Raw genomic sequence first — 20,969 nt, forward strand, 5'->3', positions numbered from 1 at the left:
ATTTCAAATATAGCAAATAAGAAACTTTATGGGGGGCATGATTGTATTTATGTAATCAAAATTAAAGGTCTATGATAAAAATTATAGTAAGCACCAATAGAAAGCAGGCTGTGTCAGCCAGTGTGGCAGAACTTTACCGGGAGATATTGGCGCACAATGGGGCGGAGAGTGAGGTAATTAATTTGACCGAACTCCCGGATGACTTTGTTTTTACGGCACTTTATGAAAATAATGGTAAAAATAAAGCCTATAATGCTATTCATAATCGGGTAAAGGAAGGTGCAAAGTTTGTGTTTATCGTACCGGAATACAATGGATCTTTTCCGGGTATATTGAAGTCATTCATTGATGGGATGACCTATCCCAACAGCTTCAGGTCCAAAAAATGTGCACTGGTGGGGATTTCCTCAGGTATCGGTGGAGGTGGCATTGCGCTGAGCCACCTGACCGATATTTTCAATTACCTGGGAATGCATGTATTGGCCAATAAAATCAAACTGGCCAAAATTGAGGAAAACATGTCAGATGGCCTGCTCACCAATAAGTTATACCTTAGCTTATTGCATGAACAGGCCAAATCACTGATTGATTTTTAATGTCAATCCACATTATCGTGGAGAAACCTGTTGTTGCTAATGATCTCGTTATCGTCGTTTAGGTTGAATTTTGACAGGCTTCTTTCGGAACTGTGTTGTACCTGGTGAAGTTTGATGTTTTTTCTCTGATAGGCAGGAATTTCCAGTTTTTCTTTAAATTCTTCAGGGGTTTGGTTGACAGATCTCATTTGCCGTAGTTTTTCAAATCGATCATGGGCCCTTTTCATGGCTTTTTCTTTGATCTGCTCGAAATAATCGTTTTGATAAACGTTTGTCTCTTCCTGTTTTTTCTCCTGATTTTCGTAGGCTTCATGATCCGGTTTATCAAAGAGGGTCAATACCTTCTTGGGTTCCGGAGTTGGATTTGGAGCCACGTATTCAAAATCATCATCTGCTTCCTTCCGCTCTTCTCTTTTTTCTTTCTCGGCAGGTTTTTCTGAGCCTGGGCTTTCTTTCGCCGTAGGTTTTTCTTCCTCCTTATTTGTGGTTTCGGATTCATCCGGAGCCTGTGGAGGTTGTTGTACGGAAAAAGTTACAGTTTGTCCCGAACGGGTAACATCTTCTTCAACTTTTGATGTTTTTCCAGATTCAAGGTGGATGACTTTTCGGGTTTGTTCTTCGTCTTTTTTCTTATCCTGGGAAAAGGTTTTATCTGCCAGAGAATCTGTCTGAAAACCAGTCGCGATGACAGTCACCCGGATGGATTTTTTCAGGTCTGGGTCAATCCCCTGACCGAAAATTACATCGGCCATATCTCCAGCTTTGTTCTGGATAAATTCTGTTATTTCTACCAGTTCGTCCATAGAAAGCTCTTCATCCTCTCCTGACATGATGGACAGCAGGATTTTTTCTGCTCCCTTAATATCTACGTTGTTGAGCAGGGGAGAGGAAATGGCTCTTTCGGCAGCTTTGAGGGCCCTGCCTTCCCCTTCTTCCGTGGCCGATCCCATTACTGCGGCACCGGCATCTTTCATTACCGTTTTAACATCTTCAAAATCCACATTGACTTCCTGTGTTTCTGTGATGATTTCAGCGATGGATTTGGCGGCGGTACTCAGAATATTGTCAGCTTTCCCGAATGCCTGGCGGATTGGAAGGTTGCCATACATCACCCTTAACTTGTCATTTAAAATCACAAGGACCGTATCACAGTTTTCCCGGAGTGATTCTATACCAATCTGGGCAGATAAGGTTTTTTTCCTGCCTTCAAATATAAATGGTGCTGTCACAATGCCTACAGTAAGGATGTCCATATCCTTGGCTATTTTGGCAATTACAGGAGCTGCACCTGTTCCCGTGCCTCCACCCATACCAGCTGTAATGAATACCATTTTGGTATTGTCCTCCAATAATTTTCTGATTTCTTCTTTGCTTTCCAAAGCTGCGTTTTTGCCTTTCTCCGGATTGGCACCGGCTCCCAGGCCCTCGGTCAGGTGAGCGCCAATTTGTAATTTTAACGGGACAGGGCTGCTTTTCAGGGCTTGCGAATCGGTATTGACTACCACAAATTCCACATCCTTGATTCCCTGGTTAAACATGTGGTTTACGGCATTGGAGCCACCTCCTCCGACACCAATGACCTTGATGATCGATCGGTGATTTTTTTGAATATCAAATCTATAATCTCTCATGACGCTTGACATTTTTCCTCAATCAGTTGTTAAATAATTTTAGCTTTTGGGTTTCAGTACTGTTGTTGGTCATCACCGATATCATCGGTAATGAAGTTTTTGAGTTTTTTGGTAATGGAACCGAAAATATCCCGACCCATTTGTTCCGATTTATACCCTTTTTTCAATGCCGGATTGCTCAGGGTTTCTTTTAATCTGTAGGTATCTTCCCTGTCATCAAGTGCCTTGAAACCTGCCAAAACCAGTCCGACAGTAGTGGCAAACATAGGGCTTTTCACTTCTTCGATCTTGGATTTTCCCAGGTGTTCATTGGGATACCCGATTCTCGTGTCCAGACCGGTCATGTATTCGAATAGTGGTCCTATACCATGTAGCAAAGATCCTCCCCCGGTCAAAACGATCCCGCCAGCCAGTTTTTTGTACACACCACTGGCAGCAATTTCAGATTGAACCATCTCGATGATCTCTTCCATTCTTGCCTCAATGATGGAGGCGAGGTTTTTGACGGAAATTTCCTTGGGAGGCCTGTTGCGTAATCCCGGAATGGAAACAATCTCATTGGGATTGGCCTCTTCGGAAATGGCCTTGCCAAACTTGGTTTTCAACAATTCGGCCTGGTGTTGCATGACCATACAACCTTCCTTGATATCAGCGGTAATGATGTTGCCACCAAATGGAATTACTGCTGTATGGCGAATGATGTTTTCATAAAATATGGCCACATCGGTGGTACCCCCTCCGATATCTACCAGGCAGACACCGGCTTCCTTATCCAGGTCACTTAGGACGGAAAGAGAGCTGGCGAGGGGTTCCAGGATCAACGCCTTGGACTGAAGATTGGCGCGCTTGACACAGCGGTCAATGTTATTGATAGCAGCAGATTGGGCGGTAATGATATGAAAATCAGCTTCAAGCCTGGCTCCGGACATTCCCACCGGATCCCGGACACCCTCTTCATAGTCTACGGTGTAATCCTGGGGCATTACATGAATGATGCTATTTCCCGGAGGGACCACGATGTTTTCCATGTCATTGGCCAGTCGCCTTACGTCCTCTACGGTAATCTCATCATCCTTAGGGTTTCGGATGATGACTCCATGGTGAATGGCGCTCCTGATGTGCTGACCTGCAATCCCTACGATTACCTCCCCAATGTCAACATTGGACATTTCAGATGCCTCGTTTACCGCTTTGGTAATGGCATTGACTGTCTTGTCTATATTAGTGACAATGCCTCTGATCACCCCGTCAGAAACCGCTTTGCCCATTCCCAATACTTCCAATTTACCGTATTCATTTTTACGGCCGATAATCGCACAGATTTTCGTTGTACCTATATCCAGTCCTACAATGAGTTTTTCGTTTTCCATAGCGCTAACAATTATTCACAAATGATTTGATCCTTATATTTTACATTTACCCTCTCATAAGTATTCCACCCCTTTTCAGGTAAAATTTTCGTATAAAAGGTCTTGATTTTTCTAAATTTCAATGGGATGTTTTCAGGTTTACCGAATTCGATCACCTGCCTGCCCACCTGTTGGTACAGGTTCACTTCCCCATTCCTCAATAATTCAACCGAACTGATTTGTGCTGTCCAAAAGGGATCCTGATAAATGAAATGGATCAATTCCAACAGCTGGGCTTCATTATTTGTCAAATCTGTTTCCTGCAACAAGGCCTGGGCGCGGCTGCCTTCCAGTATAAGCACCCTGGAAGTGTAATTGGGGGAGGTAGGCAGGATTTTACCTGTGGTACTGATGTATCCATCAGCCGCCCTGGGCCGGACTATTCTTGCCATAGGAATATGCTGCCTCACTTTTACCCTTATGGTACCTTTCAGGTCCTGATATACTTCGGCTTTTTTGACCAGGGGATGAGCCTCCACTTTTTTCTCCATTTTGTTAATGGATACTTCACTGATATTGGACAGTTTATCCAATTCAGGGAAGGCATTCCTTAGCAGGCTGGCCACTTCCTTTTCTTCCACAAAATAAACGTCACTAACCCCTTCTACATAAACTTCCAATCCGGCAATTTGTCGGGATTCCGATTTATGCTCGGTAAAGGCGATAAAAGCAAACAAGACCAATCCTACAAGTAGGATGAGCACAGGCTTTTTATATTTCCTTGGCTTACTATTCTCCATCTTTAATCCATTTATTGATTGGTATAACCAGGCGATCAATATCACCGGCTCCAATGGTGACCAAAACTTCAGGAGGATGTTGTGTGAGGTAGCTCAGCAGGTTTTCTTTGTCGATGACCTGTTTTGAGGGGCTGCTTATCCCCTGAAGCAGCATGGATGAAGTCACCCCCGGTATGGGTTGTTCCCTTGCCGGATAGATATCCAGCAATACAACTTCATCTGCCAGTGAGAGGCTTTCAGAAAATCCTGTAGCAAAGTCTCTCGTCCTGGTAAATAGGTGGGGTTGAAAGATGGCAGTCAGTCGTTTGCCGGGATACATGGCCTTTACGGATTCCAGAAAGGCCCTGATTTCCTCCGGGTGATGGGCGTAGTCATCGATGTAAGTGATTTTTTCACTGGTATGAATGCATTCAAACCTTCTTTTTACCCCCTTATAGGTCTCAATTCCTGCTCTTATCGCTTTTTCCGATAAACCGTAATAAAGGCCTACTGCAATGGCTGCCAGGGCATTTTCTATATTGTGAAATCCAGGTACTCTTAGTTCTAATCCCTCAATCCGCTCATTCTCCGAAACAAAATCGAAAGTGAAGGAAACAGTCCCGGTTTTGATGTTTGCCGCATGGACAGCACCTGAAGTCAGCCCGTATTGATGGATCGACGCTGTGCCCAGATCCTGGTCTTTAATTTTTTCGAAGGCCTTTTGATGGATAAAGAGTTGTCCCTTTGGGTTGCACAGCCGGATGAAGGAAATGAATCCCTCGAGCATCTGTTCGGCATCTCCATAAATATCCAAATGATCCGGGTCTATGCTGGTCACAATGCTTACATTGGGATGCAGCTGCAGAAAAGAACGGTCAAATTCATCTGCTTCTACCACTACAATCGGTGCTTCTGTACTTCCTTCATCGTGGAGGATGAGGTTGTTTTGGTAATTTTGGGTAAGACCACCCAAAAAAGCTGCTGTGTTGTGACCGGCATGCTTCAGCAGGTGTGCTATCATGGATGATGTGGTGGTTTTGCCATGGGTCCCGGCTACTGCGACAGATTCCATGTCTTTGGTTATCATTCCCAAAACCGCCGATCTTTTCCTGATTAAAAAACCATTATCCCTGAAATAAGCATAAAGCTGACTGCTTTCAGGGACTGCAGGAGTCCACACCACCAATTTATTTTCCCCCTGATCTTTAAAGAATGCCGGTATTTGACTGCTATCATCTGTATAACTGATTTGCATCCCCTCTTTTTCCAGGGCTGCTGTCAGTGGGGAAGGGGTTTTGTCGTAGCCGTAAACGGGAATGCCCAGGTGATTGAACCAACGGGCAATCGCACTCATGCCTATGCCGCCAATTCCGAGAAAATAGACGCTATGTAGTTTTTTCAAGTTCATTGCAACAGGTTTTCCATTACGTTTACGATTTCTTTTGCAGCATCAGGCTTTGCCAGTAATTTTATAGCATTGGATAATTTTTGCTGTTTATCAGGATCCTGCAGCAAGCCAATAACTGTAGGTGCAAGATCGGCAACGGCCTCACTGTCCTTAAGCAATAAAGCAGCATGCTGTGATACGAATGCCATGGCATTTTTTGTTTGGTGATCTTCTGCCACATTTGGGGAAGGAATGAAAATGACCGGTTTACCTACCAGGCTCAATTCGGATACGGAAAGGGCTCCGGATCTGGAAATAACCAGGTCTGCCGCCGAATAGGCCAGATCCATGTCCCGAATAAATTCCATAGGATGAATATTTTTCAAACCGGATTCAGCTACTTTTTTGCTCACTTCTTCATGATAAAATTTGCCGGTCTGCCAAAGCACCTGGTAACCATTTTTTTCAAATTGCGCCATACTGCCCAGTAAGGCATGGTTGAGGGTTCTGGCGCCCAGGCTTCCGCCTATGGAAAGAATAACCGGTTTAGCCGGCTGCAATCCAAAATGATTCATGGCCTTTTCTTTTTTATCCTTGAGATCCAGGATGTCTTTTCTTACAGGATTACCCGTATAACGGATCTTTTGGGCAGGGAAATAGCGGTCCATGTCCGGATAGGCCACACAGATGGCATCTGCTCTTTTGGCCAGGACTTTATTGGTCAGTCCTGCATAGCTGTTTTGTTCCTGAATGAGGGTGGGGATTTTTTTTCTTTGGGCCGCAAAGAGTACAGGTCCACTGGCATATCCGCCTACTCCTACTACAAGGTGTGGTTTAAAGTTTTTGATCAGTTTACTTGCCTTTTGAAGGCTATCAAGGACTTTTAAAGGAAACCATAAATTATCCAGGGTCAGTCTTCTTTGAAGCCCGGCTATCCTGAGTCCCTCGATCCTATATCCCGCTTCCGGCACTTTTTGCATCTCCATTTTTCCTTCCGCACCCACAAACAGCACCTCACTCTCAGGATATTTTTCATTCCAGGCTTTGGCAATGGCGATGGCGGGGTAGATATGTCCTCCGGTCCCGCCTCCACTAATGATGATTCGATATGTTTCTTTGTTCCCTTTCAATTGATCAAGCTACTTTTACCATATTTCTTGTCATTTTTTCTTCAGCCAGAAATGCATCTTCATGATCTCCTCTGCTAATACTTAATATGATACCCAATGATATCCCTGTAAATATCAGGGAAGTCCCTCCCATACTGACCATGGGGAGAGGCAATCCGGTAATCGGTACCAAACCTACAGCCACGCCCATATTGATCATTGCTTGAATGACCAGGGAAAAACTGAGACCCGCAGACAACAGCCCTCCAAATGGTCGGGTGGAAATGGCAACTACCCGCATGCCCCTGTAAAGCAAGGCCAGGTACAGGAATAGTACTAACCCTCCACCAACCATGCCATATTCTTCAATGATAATGGCATAAATAAAATCCGAATAGGGATGGGGTAGGATATTTCTTTGTTCACTTTTTCCTGGCCCCTTGCCCGTGATTCCACCTGTGGCAATGGCGATGTAGGAATGCTTTGCCTGAAAAGGAATCTCACTGGGTTCCTTATCCATGAATTTTTCTATCCTTGAAAAGAATACTCCGCCCCTTTGCCCCATAAAGATGGCCGTGCTTAATACCATGGCTCCGACCATGCATACCACCAGGAGGTATTTAACCGGTACCCTGCCAATAAACATCAGCAGCAGGCAGGTAGCCAGTAGCATGACCGCCGTGGACATGTTGGCGATGGCAATCAAAAGGCAAATGATACCAATCCAGATAATCAGGGGAATAAATGTGATTTTGATATCTGTAATCTGCCGCTGCCTTTTAGCCAGCATTCCTGCCACCGCAGCTATAAGTGCCAGTTTTGCCAAATCTGATGGTTGAAATGCCTGATCAATAATAGGTATGGTTATCCATCGGCTTGCCTCATTGATCTTGGACCCGAACATATAAGTGACCAAAAGCAGGGGTACACTTACCCATAAGGCAAACAGACTCAATTTGGAGAAATATTTATAGGGGATGTTGTGAATAGCCCACATGACTACCAGGCTGGTGATAATCAGCGCACTGTGCTTGAACAGATAGATTTCAGTGTTGCCTCCCATTTTTCTGTAGGCCAGTGATCCAGTAGCTGAGTATACCGCCAAAATACTGATCAGGGACAATAGCAGAACAATGGCCCAAATGATCGGGTCGCCTTTCAGGTTCTCTTCCAGCCAAACTTTTATTTTCACCATTATTACTCTTGTTTCAATTTTAAAACCCCAGCCTTGAATTGATTGCCCCGATCTTCATAATTTTTAAAAAGATCAAAACTGGCGCATGCCGGAGATAGTAACACGACATCTCCTGCCACTCCCTTTTCCAGGGCCCATTGGATGGCCTGAGCCATGTTTTGGGTTTCAAGGATTTCCGGGATTTTTCCAGAAAAGGCCTTTTTTAGCTTTTCGTTGTCTTTGCCCAGACAGATCAGTATCCGTACATGATTGGTTATTTGGTCTTCCAATAGCCCATAATCATTGCCCTTGTCTACCCCTCCGGCGATCCATATAAGCGGAGCATCAAATGCTTCCAGCGCAAAGGCGGTGGCATCTACATTGGTGCCTTTGCTATCATTGACAAAAAGGATTCCCCTGATAGTGGCCACGGATTCCATTCTATGTGCTGCATTTACAAAGCTTTTCAGGCCTTCCCCCAGGCTTAACGGATCAGCTCCAGCCAGCCTGGCCGCCAGCAGTGCAGCCATGGTATTGAGTTGATTGTGCCGTCCTTTAAGGGCCATGTTTTCAAGGGACCAGGACCAGCTTTCTTCATGGGTTTTCACCACCAACTCATTTTCCCGCAGGAAGGATTTGGTATCCGGACCACCTGCCAAATCAAAAGGAAATAGCTCCGGGCTGCCCTGCATCTTCCGGATAGCTGCGGATATATTGGTATCTGCTTCATGGAAGATGAATTGATCGCCTCCTGCCATTTTTGCCGTCAGCTTTACTTTGGTCGCCGCATACAGAGACAAGTCATATTTGTACCGGTCCAAATGGTCCGGCGTGATGTTGAGCAAAACGGCGATTTTTGGCCTGAAATTTTCAAATCCTTCGATCTGAAAACTACTCACTTCCAATACCCACCAGTCGTGATCTTCATTGGTAAGCTGTAATGCCCAGCTCTGTCCTACGTTCCCTCCGATGCCTGCATCCATTCCGGCGGCCCGCATCAGGTGGTGCGTGAGTAATGTCGTGGTGGTTTTGCCATTGGTACCGGTGATGGCGATGACTTTTCCACGGGAAAAACCGTAGGCAAATTCCAATTCATCTATTACCCGTTTCCCCGATGAAAGTAATTTTTCTATCAGGGGGTTTGAAAATGGGATCCCCGGGCTTTTTATCAGGGTATCCGCATCCATTAATTTCTCCAGAGAATGTTGCTCTTCTTCAAATGCAATCCCCTTTTCCAGATAAGTATTTTTCTTTTCGGTACTTATTTTTCCAGCATCGGACACAAAAACCTCGTGCCCGTTTTTATGGGCCAGTAAAGCTGCGCCAAAACCGCTTTCTCCAGATCCTATGATAGCTGTTTTTTGCATTTACCTTAGTTTTAGTGTTGCCAATGCCATGATGGCAAACAAGATTCCCAAAATCCAGAACCTTACCGTTATTTTGGCTTCAGGTATATTTTTTTTCTGGTAGTGGTGGTGCAAGGGAGACATCAGGAAAATCCTACGGCCTTCCCCAAATTTCTTTTTGGTATATTTAAAATAGCTCACCTGAATGATCACAGACAGCAATTCAATCAGAAAAATACCACACAAGATAGGTAGTAAAAGCTCCTTTCTCAATACAAGGGAAAGTACTGCGATCACGCCTCCTATCATGAGACTTCCCGTGTCACCCATAAAAACCTGGGCCGGATAGGAATTGTACCAAAGAAAACCCACACAGGCACCCACGAATGCTGAGCAGAATATCACCAGCTCTCCGGAATTTGGGATAAACATGACATTCAGGTATTGGGAAAATATGGCATTGCCACTGATATAGGCATAAATGGCTATAGTAAGTCCAATTATGGCCGAAGTGCCTGCTGCCAGTCCATCTATTCCATCGGTGATATTGGCACCATTGGAGACAGCCGTAACCACAAATATGACCAGGATGATGTAAAAAAATGGGGTGAAATTTTCTCCCAGAAACCCAAAAACGACATCATAATTGAGCTCATTGTTCTTAAGGAAAGGAATGGTGGTTTTCATGGATTTGACGTCCTGAAAGGCTGGGGTGTCTATTACGCCTTCTGCTATGGAAACCGTATCCTGAAATTCCCGTATCACCACGTCTTGGTGAAAATACAAGGTGACCCCTACGATGATCCCTATGCTGACCTGTCCGGCAATTTTGAACCAGCCGGCCAGGCCTTCCTTGTTTTTTTTGAATACCTTGATATAATCATCCAGGAAACCGATACCGCCCAGCCATAGGGTAGTGACCAATAGCAAAATGATGTAGATGTTGTAGATGTTGGCAAAGAGGAGCGTAGGAATGACAATGGCGGCCATGATCATCAAGCCACCCATGGTAGGTGTTCCTTTTTTCTCCATTTGACCTTGCAGACCAAGTTCTCTGACGGATTCCCCAATCGATTTTTTCCTGATCCAGTCGATGATGGTTTTACCCAAAGTAATGGTGATCAAAAGGGAAAAAAAGGCGGCCATTCCTGCACGGAATGAAATGTACCGGAATACCCCCGCACCCGGAAAATCAAATTTTTGGTCGATATAATCAAAAAGATGGTAGAGCATTTTATTCCTGATGTAATAAATTCAAAAACTCCTTAACAATTTCTTTATCATCAAATGGGTGTTTTACCCCTTTGATTTCCTGGTAAGTCTCATGACCTTTTCCTGCAATCAGGATGATGTCTCCTTTTTCTGCCATGCTGCATGCTGTTTTAATGGCAGCCCTTCTGTCTGCTATGGTGAGTGTTTTTTTCTGGTCTATGGGGCTGATACCTGATTCCATTTCCTGAATAATGGTCATGGGATCCTCATCCCGCGGGTTATCGGAAGTGAATAGGACCCTGTCGCTGAGCTGGCAGGCAATTTTTGCCATAACTGGCCTTTTTGTTTTGTCTCTGTTTCCACCACAACCTACCAGGGTGATCAGGGTTTCTCCTCCTGTCCTCAATTTTTGAATGGTTTTCAGGACATTTTCCAGTGCATCGGGTGTATGGGCATAATCGATGATGGCAGTGATGCCGGCATGTACGACCTGATCAAACCTTCCAACAGCACCTTTGAGCTTGGATAATTGCCTCAAAACTTCTTCCTCCTCTTCTCCCAAAAGCATGGCAATTCCCAGTACCCCTAAAAGATTATAGGCGTTGAATTCGCCGATTAACCGGAACCATACCTGCTTTCCCTCCAGATCAAGCTCCAGTCCATGGAGAGAATTACCAAGGATTTTTGCCTTGAAGTCTGCGGGGTATTTCAAACCGAAGGTAAACTTTCGGGCTTTACTGTTTTGTACCATGATTAAACCCCGCTTATCGTCGGCATTAACAAGAGCAAAGGCTTCCCTGGGTAATTCGTCAAACAATTTTTTCTTTGCTTCAATATAGGCATCAAAGCTACCGTGGTAATCCAGATGGTCATGACTGATATTGCTGAATAATGCGCCCGCAAATTGCAATCCGGCAGTTCTTTCCTGTACGATGGCATGCGAACTTGCTTCCATGAAACAGTGTGTACATCCCTCTTTCAGCATTTGGATGAGCAGCTCATTGATGGCTATGGCATCAGGGGTAGTATGGCTGGCAGGTATGGACCTGTTGTCAATTTTATTTTCCACCGTAGAAATCAGGCCGCAGGTATACCCCAGTTCGGAAAATAGCTGGTGCAGTAGTGTTACGGTGGTGGTCTTACCATTGGTGCCGGTCACTGCCACCAGGTTGAGTTTCCGGGAAGGGTTGCCATAAAAGTTTGCCGCCATAAGTCCCAGGGATTTTGGGCTGTTAAGTACTTGTACATAGGTAATGCCTTCCCTTAGATTTTCAGGCATACTTTCGCAAACCACGGCTACCGCTCCCATATCCAGGGCCTTTTCGATAAAGTCATGTCCATTTACCTGAGTCCCTGGAAGGGCCACGAAAACTGATCCTTCCGTTACCTTTCTACTGTCAAAGACCAATTGATTGATATCCATTTCCATATCACCTTTGGTGGAGACCAGAGAAACTTTGTACAGTATGTCTTTTAACTTTTGGCTCAACTTAATTTTAATTTAATGATTTGATCTTTTCTGAATGAACTCCCCTTGTGAAGTGACTGGGAAGCAACCCTGCCTTTACCTGAAAACTCCACCCGTAATCCTTTATTTTCCAGAATGTAAATGGCATCTCTTAGTGTCATGCCTGTTACATCAGGTACCAAAGGGGCTTCAACTTCATTGCCTACCCAATGAATGGATTTGTTGGAAACAGTGGATTGAACCCAGGTTTCATCTCCGGCATAATGATTGGAAATGCCCATGCTGTTACAGATCATTCGCAACTCTTCAACATTTCCGGCCCGGATATAAGGAAAGGTTTCAAGGTCGACCTTGGGCTGTTCCTTTGTGGAACCTTTACTGTCTTGCAAATCCATATCCTGGGCATAAATCTTGTCAGCAATTTCCCTAAACACAGGGGCAGATATATCACCGCCATAGGCATTGAACCCTTTAGGACTATCGATGACGATAATGGCACTGTATTTAGGCTTGTCTGCAGGGAAGAAGCCAGCAAAAGAAGTAAAATACTTTTGCGTGTACCTCCCGTTCTCCAGCTTTTGGGCAGTACCTGTTTTACCTGCAATGCTATATGTCTCATTTTTGATGTTCCTTGCTGTTCCCCTGTCTACTACTCCTTTCAAAAGGCTTTGCAGCTGTAGAATGGTTTTCTCAGAGGCGATATTACTTTTAATGGTTTCCGGCCGGTATTTTTTTTCTATGGCATTTCCTCTGGAAATTTCCTTGACGATTAGAGGCTTTACCAGGTCGCCTCCATTGGCAATGGCATTGTAAAAAGCCAGGGTTTGCAGGGGAGTAATCTTCAATTCATAACCAATTGACATCCACGGGAGCGTGGTGCCATACCAGTCATTTTTTTCAGGATCCTTAAAATAGGGAATGCCTTCACCTTTCAACTGAAATCCCAAAGGTTGATCCAATTTAATCTTTTTGATATATTCCATGAAGCGATGGGGCTGATGTCCGAAATGTTCGTGGACCATTTTGGAAATACCCACATTAGAGGACTTTTCAAACACTTCCCTGACTGTGAGTTTCCCATAGCCACCATTTTTGGCATCCCTCATATACCGGTCATAGAATTTATAGGTACCGTTTCCCGTGTCTATGCTGTCTTGCAGGTTGATTTTTCCCTCTTCCAGCAAGGCCAGCATGGAAAGCAGTTTAAAGGTCGAGCCTGGCTCCGTAAGCCCTTGTTCGCCTACAGCATAATTGTAATATTCTCCATATCCATAACCATTTTTGTTTTTTTGCAAATTGGCAATGGCTTTGATATGTCCGGTGCTGACTTCCATAACGATCACGGAGCCATAAGCAGCATCCTTATTCATCAACTGCCTGAGCAGGGCCGATTCTGCGACATCTTGTATGTTGACATCGAGCGTTGTGACAATATCGTAACCATCTGTAGGCTTGATGTCCTCGGCATCATGTAAGGGTTTCCAACTTCCTCCGGCTATTTTCTGAAACAAGGCCTCCCCATTTCTGCCTTCCAGGAAATCATTGAAACTGTATTCCAGACCAACCCCATATTGGTCTTCATTTAAAAAGCCCACTGTTCTTCCTGCCAGATTTTTAAATGGTCGGTACCTTTTATCGATTTTCTCAAAAATCACGCCTCCTCCCATTCTGCCTTCTCTGAAGACAGGCCATGTCATCATTTCCAGTTTATCCTGGTAACCGATTTGCTTTCTGTTTAAAATCAGGTATTTTTTTCCCTGATTCCGGGCATCCAGTATCATACGCTTATAGGCAGCAGCAGAGCGGTCCCTGTAAAATCCGGAAAGTTTGATAGCAAGACTATCGATACCGGATTTTAGAACATTTTCGGAGCTGACATAAGGATCCATGGCTACCCTGTAGAATGGCAAGCTGGTGGCTAAAAGGCTTCCGTCTCCACTGTATATATTGCCGCGGGTAGCTTTTACGGGGCGGTATTGCAGGTTAATTTCTTCCGACATTTTCCGCCACCGGTCACCCTCCACCAATTGTATAGTGGCAATCCTGTAAAAAATAGCACCAGCGATCAGGGTTACCACCAAAAAGGAAACCCTGACCCGGAGCAATATGGATTTTTTTATATTCACTTTTCCAAAACTATTTTTTGTGGTGGTTCTTCAATTTCGGCTATGCCCAAGGGTTGAATTTTCTTCGCAACTTCAGATTGCTTACTGGCATACATGTATTCTGCTTCCAGCGTGGTGACATCTGCACGCAGGTCTTCTACTTCCTGCTGCATGCGGTCGATTTTTCTAATGGTATTTTCTGCCTGGTGATTACTCCAGATATAAATCATGGCCAGAAAGGCAGCATACAAAAAGGGAGGCACCAACCTTACGGGCACATTTTCTCCCAATAGCCCACTCACATCCAGTCTTTGCTCCATGAATGTGAAAGGGTTGAACCATGATTTTTTTACTTTTCCCGTAGGTCTTATTGGTTTTTTAAAAGAATTCCGTCCCATAATCAGTTTTTTCTTGCAATTCTTAGTTTGGCACTCCTTGCTCTTTTATTCTCACCCACTTCTGATGCATCAGCAACAATGGCTTTCCGGCTTACCGGTTCCAAAGGCCGTACCGGATTTCCATAGAAATCTTTTTCCAATTCTCCATGGAGCTTTCCTTTGGCTATCATGTTTTTTACCATTCTGTCTTCCAGGGAATGATAACTCATTACCACCAAACGCCCTCCTGTTTTCAGCAAATCAATACTTTGATCCAGCATTTCTTCCAATGCGGCCATTTCCTGATTGACTTCTATCCGGATGGCCTGAAAGACTTGTGCCGCATATTTGGCATACTTCCCCTTTGGCGCATATTTGTCCAGAAGTTTTTTAAAATCAGATATGCTTCCGAAAGGTGAGCCGGTCCTGCTGCTTACAATAGCTTTTGCCAGGGTTTTTGCATTCCTAACCTCTCCATACATTCCAAAAACCCTGTGCAATTCCTCCTCTGAATAATTATTCAAAACCTGTGCTGCCGTAAGTTCTCCCGATTGACTCATGCGCATGTCGAGCTTTCCTTCAAACCGTGTTGAAAAACCGCGCTCAGCTTTGTCTATCTGGTGAGAAGATACCCCAAGATCAGCCAATATCCCGTCCACTTTTGTTACTCCATATATTTTCAGATACCGTTTCAAGTCCCTGAAATTGGCCATAATGAAGGTGAAGTTTTCATTTTCAGGTACATTACTGGCAGCATCCGGATCCTGGTCAAATCCATACAAATGCCCTTTGTCCAAATACTTCAGAATTTCACGGGAGTGACCACCTCCACCAAAAGTGAGGTCAACATAGACTCCATTGGGATCTATGGCCAATCCTGAGATGCAGGCCTCAAGCATTACGGGGATATGGTATCCTGGATTATCCACTTTTACCTAAAAACTTTTTGTTCAAACTTTTGTAGGTAGCCTCTTCTTTAGCTGAAAATTCTTCATGTAGATCCGGGTTCCAAATTTCTATCTTGGTTCCTATACCAATGACAGTGGCATCCTTTCCCAATTGAGCATGGCGGAGCATGTTCTTAGGAATGACAAACCTACCTGTTGCATCCAGTTCTACCGGAGACTCTCTTCTGAAGAAAGATCTTTTAAAGGCCCTGACCTCATCATCGGTATCGTCCAGGCTGGCCAATTTGCTATGGTCCTTTCTAACCTCTAGCATTGGAATCAATTCCAGACAGGGTTCCAAACCTTTACGCAGCATCATTTCCTGACCTAAGGATTCTGGTAATAATGCCTTCATTTTAGACGGCAATACCAACCTGCCCTTAGCATCAAGTTTACATTCAAACTCACCGGTGAAAGATGCCATACCGCTACTACCTTAATTTATGATTACAAAAGTAGTAAATAGCCAAACACTTTTTACCACTTTGCCCCACTTTTTACCACATTCCTATAAAAGTATCCAAAACAAACTACAAACACAATTTTTTTAGCAAAAAGTTATAATGCCTTTTAAGGTGCAAGCTGCTATGAATCAGCGTTTAAATACAGGTAAAAACCAGTCTGGAAGGCTATTTGATAAATAAATTGACGTAGAAATACAATTAAAAGCCCTTGAAAGCAGCCCGGGGAGAAAAAGTGGGGAGGTTTCCCGTAAAAATTAAAAAAAAAAGAAAAATCACTGGTTGAAGGTTATTTTTTTCTTTCTATCGTATAGGTCACCAGGGATGAAAGGGATGATTTATAGGTGGAATCCGGAAAATCAGCCAGCAGGTTTAGTGCTTCCTGGTAAAAGTTATTCATGATATTTTGCGAATATTCCAGTCCTCCTGAATTTTTGACGAATTCAATAATTTCATTGACTGTTTTTTTGTTTTCGCTTTTATTCCGGATGAGGTAAATGATTTTTTTCTTTTCTATCCAGCTGGCTTTATTGAGGGCATAAATCAGGGGCAGTGTCATTTTTTTCTCCTTGATATCTATGCCTACAGGTTTTCCTACAACATCCTCTCCGTAATCAAAAAGGTCATCTTTGATTTGAAATGCCATACCGACTTTTTCACCAAAAAGCCGCATTTTTTCGGTGTTTTCCTTATTGGCACCCGCAGTGGCTGCACCTACTGCACAACAGGAAGCAATCAGGCTGGCCGTTTTTTGCCGGATGATGGTATAATAAACTTCTTCTGTTATATCCAGTTTCCTTGCTTTGGAAATCTGCAAAAGCTCCCCTTCGCTCATTTCTCTTACCGCATCGGAAACTATTTTCAGCAATTCAAAATCATTGTTTTCCACACTCAAAAGCAGGCCTCTGGACAAAAGGTAATCCCCCACCAAAACGGCTATTTTATTTTTCCAAAGGGCATTGATGGAAAAAAAACCCCTACGGTAGTTGGCATCGTCCACCACATCATCGTGTACCAGGGTTGCCGTATGCAGGAGTTCAATCAGGGCAGCACCACGGTAAGTTGCTTCAGTTATGTTTCCGCTTAGGCCAGATGTCAGAAAAACAAACATGGGACGCATTTGCTTGCCTTTTCTCCGAACAATATAGCTTGTAATATGGTCCAGCAATTTGACCCTACTCTGCATAAAAGAGCGGAATTTTTTCTCAAAATCAGCCATTTCTATGGCTATAGGTGCTTGTATCTGCTGTAAATCCTGCTTCATTGATTTTTTGGATGCTGCAATATTACGATCTATTCCATCATTGACAAAACTGCCTTCTTGATTATTCTGTTTAATGAATTTTATTTTTGGTTATCTTTGACCAAACAAATGACATTCTCTTGACAGACGACTATATCAAACATCAGTATGCCCCCATTCTACCTAAAAAGGACGAGTGGCCTGTGGTGAAACTGAGCAAAAGCAGAAAAGAATTTATCCAGCAAGTAGTAGCGTCAAGTAGAGAAAGGATCAAAAGCCTGACAGGTAATCAGTTGCAGGCATTGAGGGAAGAATTGGAATTGACGCTCTACAGGGAACGGATGAGAATCAAACAGAATCCCTGGCTTGTGGACCCTGAGGATGAAGCGGTATTTTGGTCTAAAGTGAAATCAGCACTTTTGGTCATAGGAGCCGATCAGCAATCCTCGGAAAATGAAAAAAAAGAAAAATATTATGAGGTTTTAAGTTCCATCACGCTCCGGTACGCAGAAGAAATTGCCAGTAATTTCAAACACAGCCATTATAAAATGACCCGAAGCATTGTTACTTTCGGCTTTTCAAGGCTATTGAATACTGCCAGGGTAAAAGGCTTTAAATCTGTTTTCAGCAACCAATATAGCCTTCAGGATAAAATTCAGATCATTGGAGAGACAGATCAGCTTAGGGAGTTGGCATCCAAGGGTACTATAGTGATGGTGCCTACCCATTTCAGCAATCTGGACAGCATATTGATTGGTTGGACCATCAACACCCTTGGACTTCCTCCTTTTATTTATGGTGCGGGATTGAATTTATTTAATATACAGATTTTTGCTTATTTCATGAACGCCCTGGGAGCTTACAAGGTTGATCGGCGAAAAAAGAATCTGGTTTATCTGGAAACATTGAAAACCTACTCCCGGGAAGCCATTCAGTTTGGTTGTCACAGCCTTTTTTTTCCAGGCGGAACCCGTTCCAGAAATGGCAACATAGAATCTAAATTGAAGTTGGGGTTATTGAGTACGGCTATTGAGGCACAGCGGGCCAACTTTCAGAATGGGGACAAGGAATTTGGAAAGGTTTTTATCGTTCCTGTTACCATTAATTATCATTTTGTATTGGAAGCTCCGAGCCTGATTCATGACCATCTCAATTTCACAGGGCAGGAAAGGTATTACCATGAATCAGATGAGTTCTCTACCTCTTATAAAATCTCTAAATTCCTCGTCAAGTTTTTTACCAAAGGTTCTGACATATCTGTTTCTATAGGAAAGGCCATGGATATATTGGGCAACCACGTGGATGTGGAAGGAAATAGCAGGGATAAGCAAGGCAGGGCCATAGATTGCAGGGATTATTTTTTATCCAATGGCAAAGTCACCGTAGATTTGCAAAGGGAGGAAGAATATACCAAAAAGCTTGGGAGGCGAATAGTAGAAGAATTTCATAAAATCAATCGGGTTTTTAGCAGCCACCTTGTTGCTTTTACCGCTTTTCGCCTGATCAAAAAGGCCAATAAGAAGTTGGATTTATTTAGCCTGCTGAGGCTACCGGAAGAAGACATTTATCTATCCTATGAAACCTTCAGAGCTGCCACAGCGGAGGTTTTGGAATGTATCAAGAAATTGCGGCAGGAAGGAAAACTGCACATGGCACCGCATCTGGAAATGCCCTTGGAAGAAATTATTAGGCATGGTCTGGAAAATGTTGGTATGTACCATGCCAAGAGGCCATTGATTCGCAATGAGCAAGGGCATATAGTTACGGAAGATATTAGTTTATTGTATTATTACCATAACAGACTGGATGGATATGAATTGGAAAAAATCATCTAAAATCAAACCCATTGGTGTTATTGGTATCGGAAGTTTTGGTGCAGCCATTGCCAATTTGCTGGCTGAGAAAAACGATGTATTGGTCTATGCCAGAGATCAGGGAGTTGTTGACGCAATCAATGAGCACCACATGGTGAAAAACCGAAAACTGGAAGAAAAAATCCAGGCTACCAGTGATCCGGAAATGCTCTGCGACGTTTGTGATATCATGTTTCCCATGATCCCGTCAGCTGCTTTCAGAGAGGTAATGGTTCAGTTTGCGCCATTTCTTCATCCCTATCATTTTTTAATTCATGGGACCAAGGGGCTATCGTTGAATTTACCAAAAGGGAAAAATCTGGAAAATATTCATCAAATCAAGCGGGAGAATATTTGTACCATGAGCGAAGTGATCCTTCAGGAAACGGTTGTGGAAAGGATCGGTTGCCTGGCGGGGCCTAATTTGGCAAAGGAATTATTGGAAGACCAACCCGGAGCAACGGTCATTGCCAGCAGATATGACGAGGTGATCAGTGAGGGACAGCGCTTGTTGAGGTCAGATAATTTTCAGGTCTATGGCAATTCGGACATAGTAGGGGTGGAGCTTTCCGGAGTGCTGAAGAATATTATTGCCATCGCAGCAGGAGCGCTCTCAGGAATGGGGCTGGGAGACAATGCCAAAGGTTTGCTGGTTTCAAGGGGAATGGTAGAGATGATCTATTTGGGAAATGCCATGGGGGGAGAGACCAAGTCCTTTCTGGGCCTGGCAGGGATTGGAGACCTTGTCACTACCTGCAATTCCACGCTTTCCAGAAACTACACCCTGGGCTTCAGACTGGCAAGGGGAGAGACCCTGGATGACATCGTATCAAACATGGAAGAGGTAGCGGAAGGCATCAATACCGTAAAACTGATCAAGCTTTATCTGGAATCTACAGACACAAGAGCACCCATTACAGAAAATTTGTACAAGGTGCTCTTCGAAAACTTTAAAGTGGAAACGGCACTACAATACCTGATGAAATACCCGATTTATACCGATATAGATTTTTTATGATCTACATCCAGAATATGCGCAGCTTCGCCGCTGATTCTATCCAGCGTCTGTTTTTGGATGTATTTCTTTTGGTCTGTTTGTTGAATTTGGCTTCGGCGGCAAAAATAACTATGAATGGCTCTTCTGGGTGCATGGCTCCCGTTTTTGGTGCCACCGTGCCAGGCATGGGAATTAAATATAAATACAGATCCGGCAGGAGCGTTGATGATAATTTCTTCCGGATGTGGATCCATTGGGTCTTCCATGACATCCTGTGGCAGAGCAGCTTTCAAATGCGTTCCGGGCACTATCCTGGTAGCCCCGTTTTCGGGGCTGAAATCATCCAGAAGCCAAATGGAATTGCACACCATAAAATCATTTTTGGCAACCGCCTCCGGCCAATCAACATGTAATTTTTGTAAGCCGGCACCTGGCAGTGCAGCACGGTAATTCAAGGAAGACAACTTGAAATCCGCATTTAAGACAAAAGATATTGCTGCTAAAACTTTGGGATGGGTGTAAAAGATATCAAATTCTTCCCCTTTATTGACCAGATCCCCCAGCCTGTGCGCACCCGGCTCTTTTGAATGTCTGATATTGGGCGATTGCAGCAGTTCAATGCCTGCCTGATCTCCCTCTGATTCCAATAGTTTTTGGGCCCTGATGCGAATGCGATTCAAATGTTCATCGGAAAGCAATTTTCCTAAATTAACGTATCCTTGTTCACCTAATGTTTTTTTCTCATCTGCTGAAAGAAGGTCCTGTTCAACACCCATTTTTTGTAGTACTTGATGCATGGTTATTCGCGGGGGTAAGTTTTTATTTATAAACACCTAAAACTGCTATTGAACTACCCTGTGAAAGCGGCTGATTCCTGCTGTATTCTTTCAGCTGATTTTCCGAACACCTGCTCATAATGCCGATACAGGGATTCA

18 protein-coding genes are annotated in these 20,969 nt (G+C 43.8%); 3 read left to right on the plus strand and 15 right to left on the minus strand.

Going from position 1 to position 20,969, the window contains the following annotated elements; genetic code table 11:
- Positions 1–71: 71 nt before the first annotated feature.
- On the plus strand, positions 72–596 hold the full coding sequence (locus G9Q97_RS14475) for an NADPH-dependent FMN reductase (protein ID WP_166148001.1): 525 nt from the start codon (positions 72–74) through the stop codon (positions 594–596).
- 2 nt (positions 597–598) lie between these two features.
- Here G9Q97_RS14475 and ftsZ read toward each other — a convergent pair whose 3' ends face one another.
- From ftsZ to G9Q97_RS14545, 14 genes are all read right to left on the minus strand, one after another.
- Positions 599–2,227 (minus strand): cell division protein FtsZ, encoded by a 1,629-nt coding sequence (gene ftsZ / locus G9Q97_RS14480; protein WP_166148003.1) that lies wholly within the window; start codon positions 2,225–2,227, stop codon positions 599–601.
- A gap of 53 nt (positions 2,228–2,280) precedes the next feature.
- Positions 2,281–3,597, minus strand: a complete 1,317-nt coding sequence (ftsA, locus tag G9Q97_RS14485; RefSeq protein WP_166148005.1) for a cell division protein FtsA — start codon at positions 3,595–3,597, stop codon at positions 2,281–2,283.
- Positions 3,598–3,608: 11 nt separating this feature from the next.
- Entirely contained in the window at positions 3,609–4,376 is a 768-nt protein-coding gene (locus tag G9Q97_RS14490; RefSeq protein WP_166148007.1) for a cell division protein FtsQ/DivIB, read from the minus strand.
- Positions 4,366–5,763 (minus strand): UDP-N-acetylmuramate--L-alanine ligase, encoded by a 1,398-nt coding sequence (gene murC, locus G9Q97_RS14495; protein ID WP_166148009.1) that lies wholly within the window; start codon positions 5,761–5,763, stop codon positions 4,366–4,368. Before murC ends, G9Q97_RS14490 begins: the two co-directional genes overlap by 11 nt.
- Positions 5,760–6,872: an undecaprenyldiphospho-muramoylpentapeptide beta-N-acetylglucosaminyltransferase gene (gene murG / locus G9Q97_RS14500; protein ID WP_222851996.1), complete on the minus strand. Its 1,113-nt coding sequence runs from the start codon at positions 6,870–6,872 to the stop codon at positions 5,760–5,762. The genes murC and murG overlap by 4 nt, the downstream gene beginning before the upstream one ends.
- Positions 6,873–6,876: 4 nt before the next feature.
- Positions 6,877–8,046 (minus strand): FtsW/RodA/SpoVE family cell cycle protein, encoded by a 1,170-nt coding sequence (locus G9Q97_RS14505; RefSeq protein WP_166148011.1) that lies wholly within the window; start codon positions 8,044–8,046, stop codon positions 6,877–6,879.
- A 2-nt stretch (positions 8,047–8,048) separates the two neighbouring features.
- Positions 8,049–9,392 (minus strand): UDP-N-acetylmuramoyl-L-alanine--D-glutamate ligase, encoded by a 1,344-nt coding sequence (gene murD, locus G9Q97_RS14510; protein WP_166148013.1) that lies wholly within the window; start codon positions 9,390–9,392, stop codon positions 8,049–8,051.
- Positions 9,393–10,604 carry a phospho-N-acetylmuramoyl-pentapeptide-transferase gene (mraY, locus tag G9Q97_RS14515; protein WP_166148015.1) on the minus strand — a complete coding sequence of 404 codons (1,212 nt, stop codon included), beginning with the start codon at positions 10,602–10,604 and terminating at the stop codon, positions 9,393–9,395.
- A 1-nt stretch (position 10,605) separates the two neighbouring features.
- Positions 10,606–12,072 (minus strand): UDP-N-acetylmuramoyl-L-alanyl-D-glutamate--2,6-diaminopimelate ligase, encoded by a 1,467-nt coding sequence (locus tag G9Q97_RS14520; protein WP_166148017.1) that lies wholly within the window; start codon positions 12,070–12,072, stop codon positions 10,606–10,608.
- Positions 12,069–14,177, minus strand: coding sequence for a penicillin-binding protein (locus G9Q97_RS14525; RefSeq protein WP_166148019.1), 2,109 nt, complete (start codon positions 14,175–14,177; stop codon positions 12,069–12,071). Before G9Q97_RS14525 ends, G9Q97_RS14520 begins: the two co-directional genes overlap by 4 nt.
- Complete coding sequence (locus G9Q97_RS14530; protein ID WP_166148021.1) at positions 14,174–14,554, minus strand: FtsL-like putative cell division protein; 381 nt, start codon at positions 14,552–14,554, stop codon at positions 14,174–14,176. Before G9Q97_RS14530 ends, G9Q97_RS14525 begins: the two co-directional genes overlap by 4 nt.
- 2 nt (positions 14,555–14,556) lie before the next feature.
- The gene (gene rsmH, locus G9Q97_RS14535; RefSeq protein ID WP_317168762.1) at positions 14,557–15,462 is read right to left on the minus strand and encodes a 16S rRNA (cytosine(1402)-N(4))-methyltransferase RsmH; all 906 of its coding nucleotides are present in this window, start codon (positions 15,460–15,462) and stop codon (positions 14,557–14,559) included.
- Positions 15,455–15,904, minus strand: a complete 450-nt coding sequence (gene mraZ / locus G9Q97_RS14540) for a division/cell wall cluster transcriptional repressor MraZ (protein WP_166148030.1) — start codon at positions 15,902–15,904, stop codon at positions 15,455–15,457. The genes rsmH and mraZ overlap by 8 nt, the downstream gene beginning before the upstream one ends.
- 326 nt (positions 15,905–16,230) lie before the next feature.
- Positions 16,231–17,205 carry a polyprenyl synthetase family protein gene (locus G9Q97_RS14545; RefSeq protein ID WP_166148032.1) on the minus strand — a complete coding sequence of 325 codons (975 nt, stop codon included), beginning with the start codon at positions 17,203–17,205 and terminating at the stop codon, positions 16,231–16,233.
- A gap of 119 nt (positions 17,206–17,324) precedes the next feature.
- On the opposite strand from G9Q97_RS14545, the gene G9Q97_RS14550 reads away from it, so the two are divergent.
- Both G9Q97_RS14550 and G9Q97_RS14555 read left to right on the plus strand, forming a co-directional pair.
- Positions 17,325–19,019, plus strand: a complete 1,695-nt coding sequence (locus G9Q97_RS14550) for a 1-acyl-sn-glycerol-3-phosphate acyltransferase (protein WP_166148034.1) — start codon at positions 17,325–17,327, stop codon at positions 19,017–19,019.
- Entirely contained in the window at positions 18,997–20,055 is a 1,059-nt protein-coding gene (locus G9Q97_RS14555) for an NAD(P)H-dependent glycerol-3-phosphate dehydrogenase (RefSeq protein WP_166148035.1), read from the plus strand. Before G9Q97_RS14550 ends, G9Q97_RS14555 begins: the two co-directional genes overlap by 23 nt.
- Here G9Q97_RS14555 and G9Q97_RS14560 read toward each other — a convergent pair.
- Complete coding sequence (locus tag G9Q97_RS14560) at positions 20,031–20,831, minus strand: phytanoyl-CoA dioxygenase family protein (RefSeq protein WP_166148037.1); 801 nt, start codon at positions 20,829–20,831, stop codon at positions 20,031–20,033. The genes G9Q97_RS14555 and G9Q97_RS14560 overlap by 25 nt on opposite strands.
- Positions 20,832–20,969 lie beyond the last annotated feature (138 nt).

The organism is Cyclobacterium plantarum (genome assembly GCF_011290685.1).
GTDB lineage: Bacteria > Bacteroidota > Bacteroidia > Cytophagales > Cyclobacteriaceae > Cyclobacterium > Cyclobacterium plantarum.

What these genes read in the sequence shown, in the direction of transcription:
- murC (WP_166148009.1), bottom strand. Translation starts at nt 5,763, where the DNA reads ATGAACTTGAAAAAACTACATAGCGTCTATTTTCTCGGAATTGGCGGC.
- murD (WP_166148013.1), bottom strand. Translation starts at nt 9,392, where the DNA reads ATGCAAAAAACAGCTATCATAGGATCTGGAGAAAGCGGTTTTGGCGCA.
- G9Q97_RS14555 (WP_166148035.1), top strand. Translation starts at nt 18,997, where the DNA reads ATGAATTGGAAAAAATCATCTAAAATCAAACCCATTGGTGTTATTGGT.
- G9Q97_RS14530 (WP_166148021.1), bottom strand. Translation starts at nt 14,554, where the DNA reads ATGGGACGGAATTCTTTTAAAAAACCAATAAGACCTACGGGAAAAGTA.
- ftsA (WP_166148005.1), bottom strand. Translation starts at nt 3,597, where the DNA reads ATGGAAAACGAAAAACTCATTGTAGGACTGGATATAGGTACAACGAAA.
- mraY (WP_166148015.1), bottom strand. Translation starts at nt 10,604, where the DNA reads ATGCTCTACCATCTTTTTGATTATATCGACCAAAAATTTGATTTTCCG.
- ftsZ (WP_166148003.1), bottom strand. Translation starts at nt 2,227, where the DNA reads ATGAGAGATTATAGATTTGATATTCAAAAAAATCACCGATCGATCATC.
- G9Q97_RS14490 (WP_166148007.1), bottom strand. Translation starts at nt 4,376, where the DNA reads ATGGAGAATAGTAAGCCAAGGAAATATAAAAAGCCTGTGCTCATCCTA.
- mraZ (WP_166148030.1), bottom strand. Translation starts at nt 15,904, where the DNA reads ATGGCATCTTTCACCGGTGAGTTTGAATGTAAACTTGATGCTAAGGGC.
- G9Q97_RS14545 (WP_166148032.1), bottom strand. Translation starts at nt 17,205, where the DNA reads ATGAAGCAGGATTTACAGCAGATACAAGCACCTATAGCCATAGAAATG.
- G9Q97_RS14505 (WP_166148011.1), bottom strand. Translation starts at nt 8,046, where the DNA reads ATGGTGAAAATAAAAGTTTGGCTGGAAGAGAACCTGAAAGGCGACCCG.
- G9Q97_RS14560 (WP_166148037.1), bottom strand. Translation starts at nt 20,831, where the DNA reads ATGCATCAAGTACTACAAAAAATGGGTGTTGAACAGGACCTTCTTTCA.
- G9Q97_RS14475 (WP_166148001.1), top strand. Translation starts at nt 72, where the DNA reads ATGATAAAAATTATAGTAAGCACCAATAGAAAGCAGGCTGTGTCAGCC.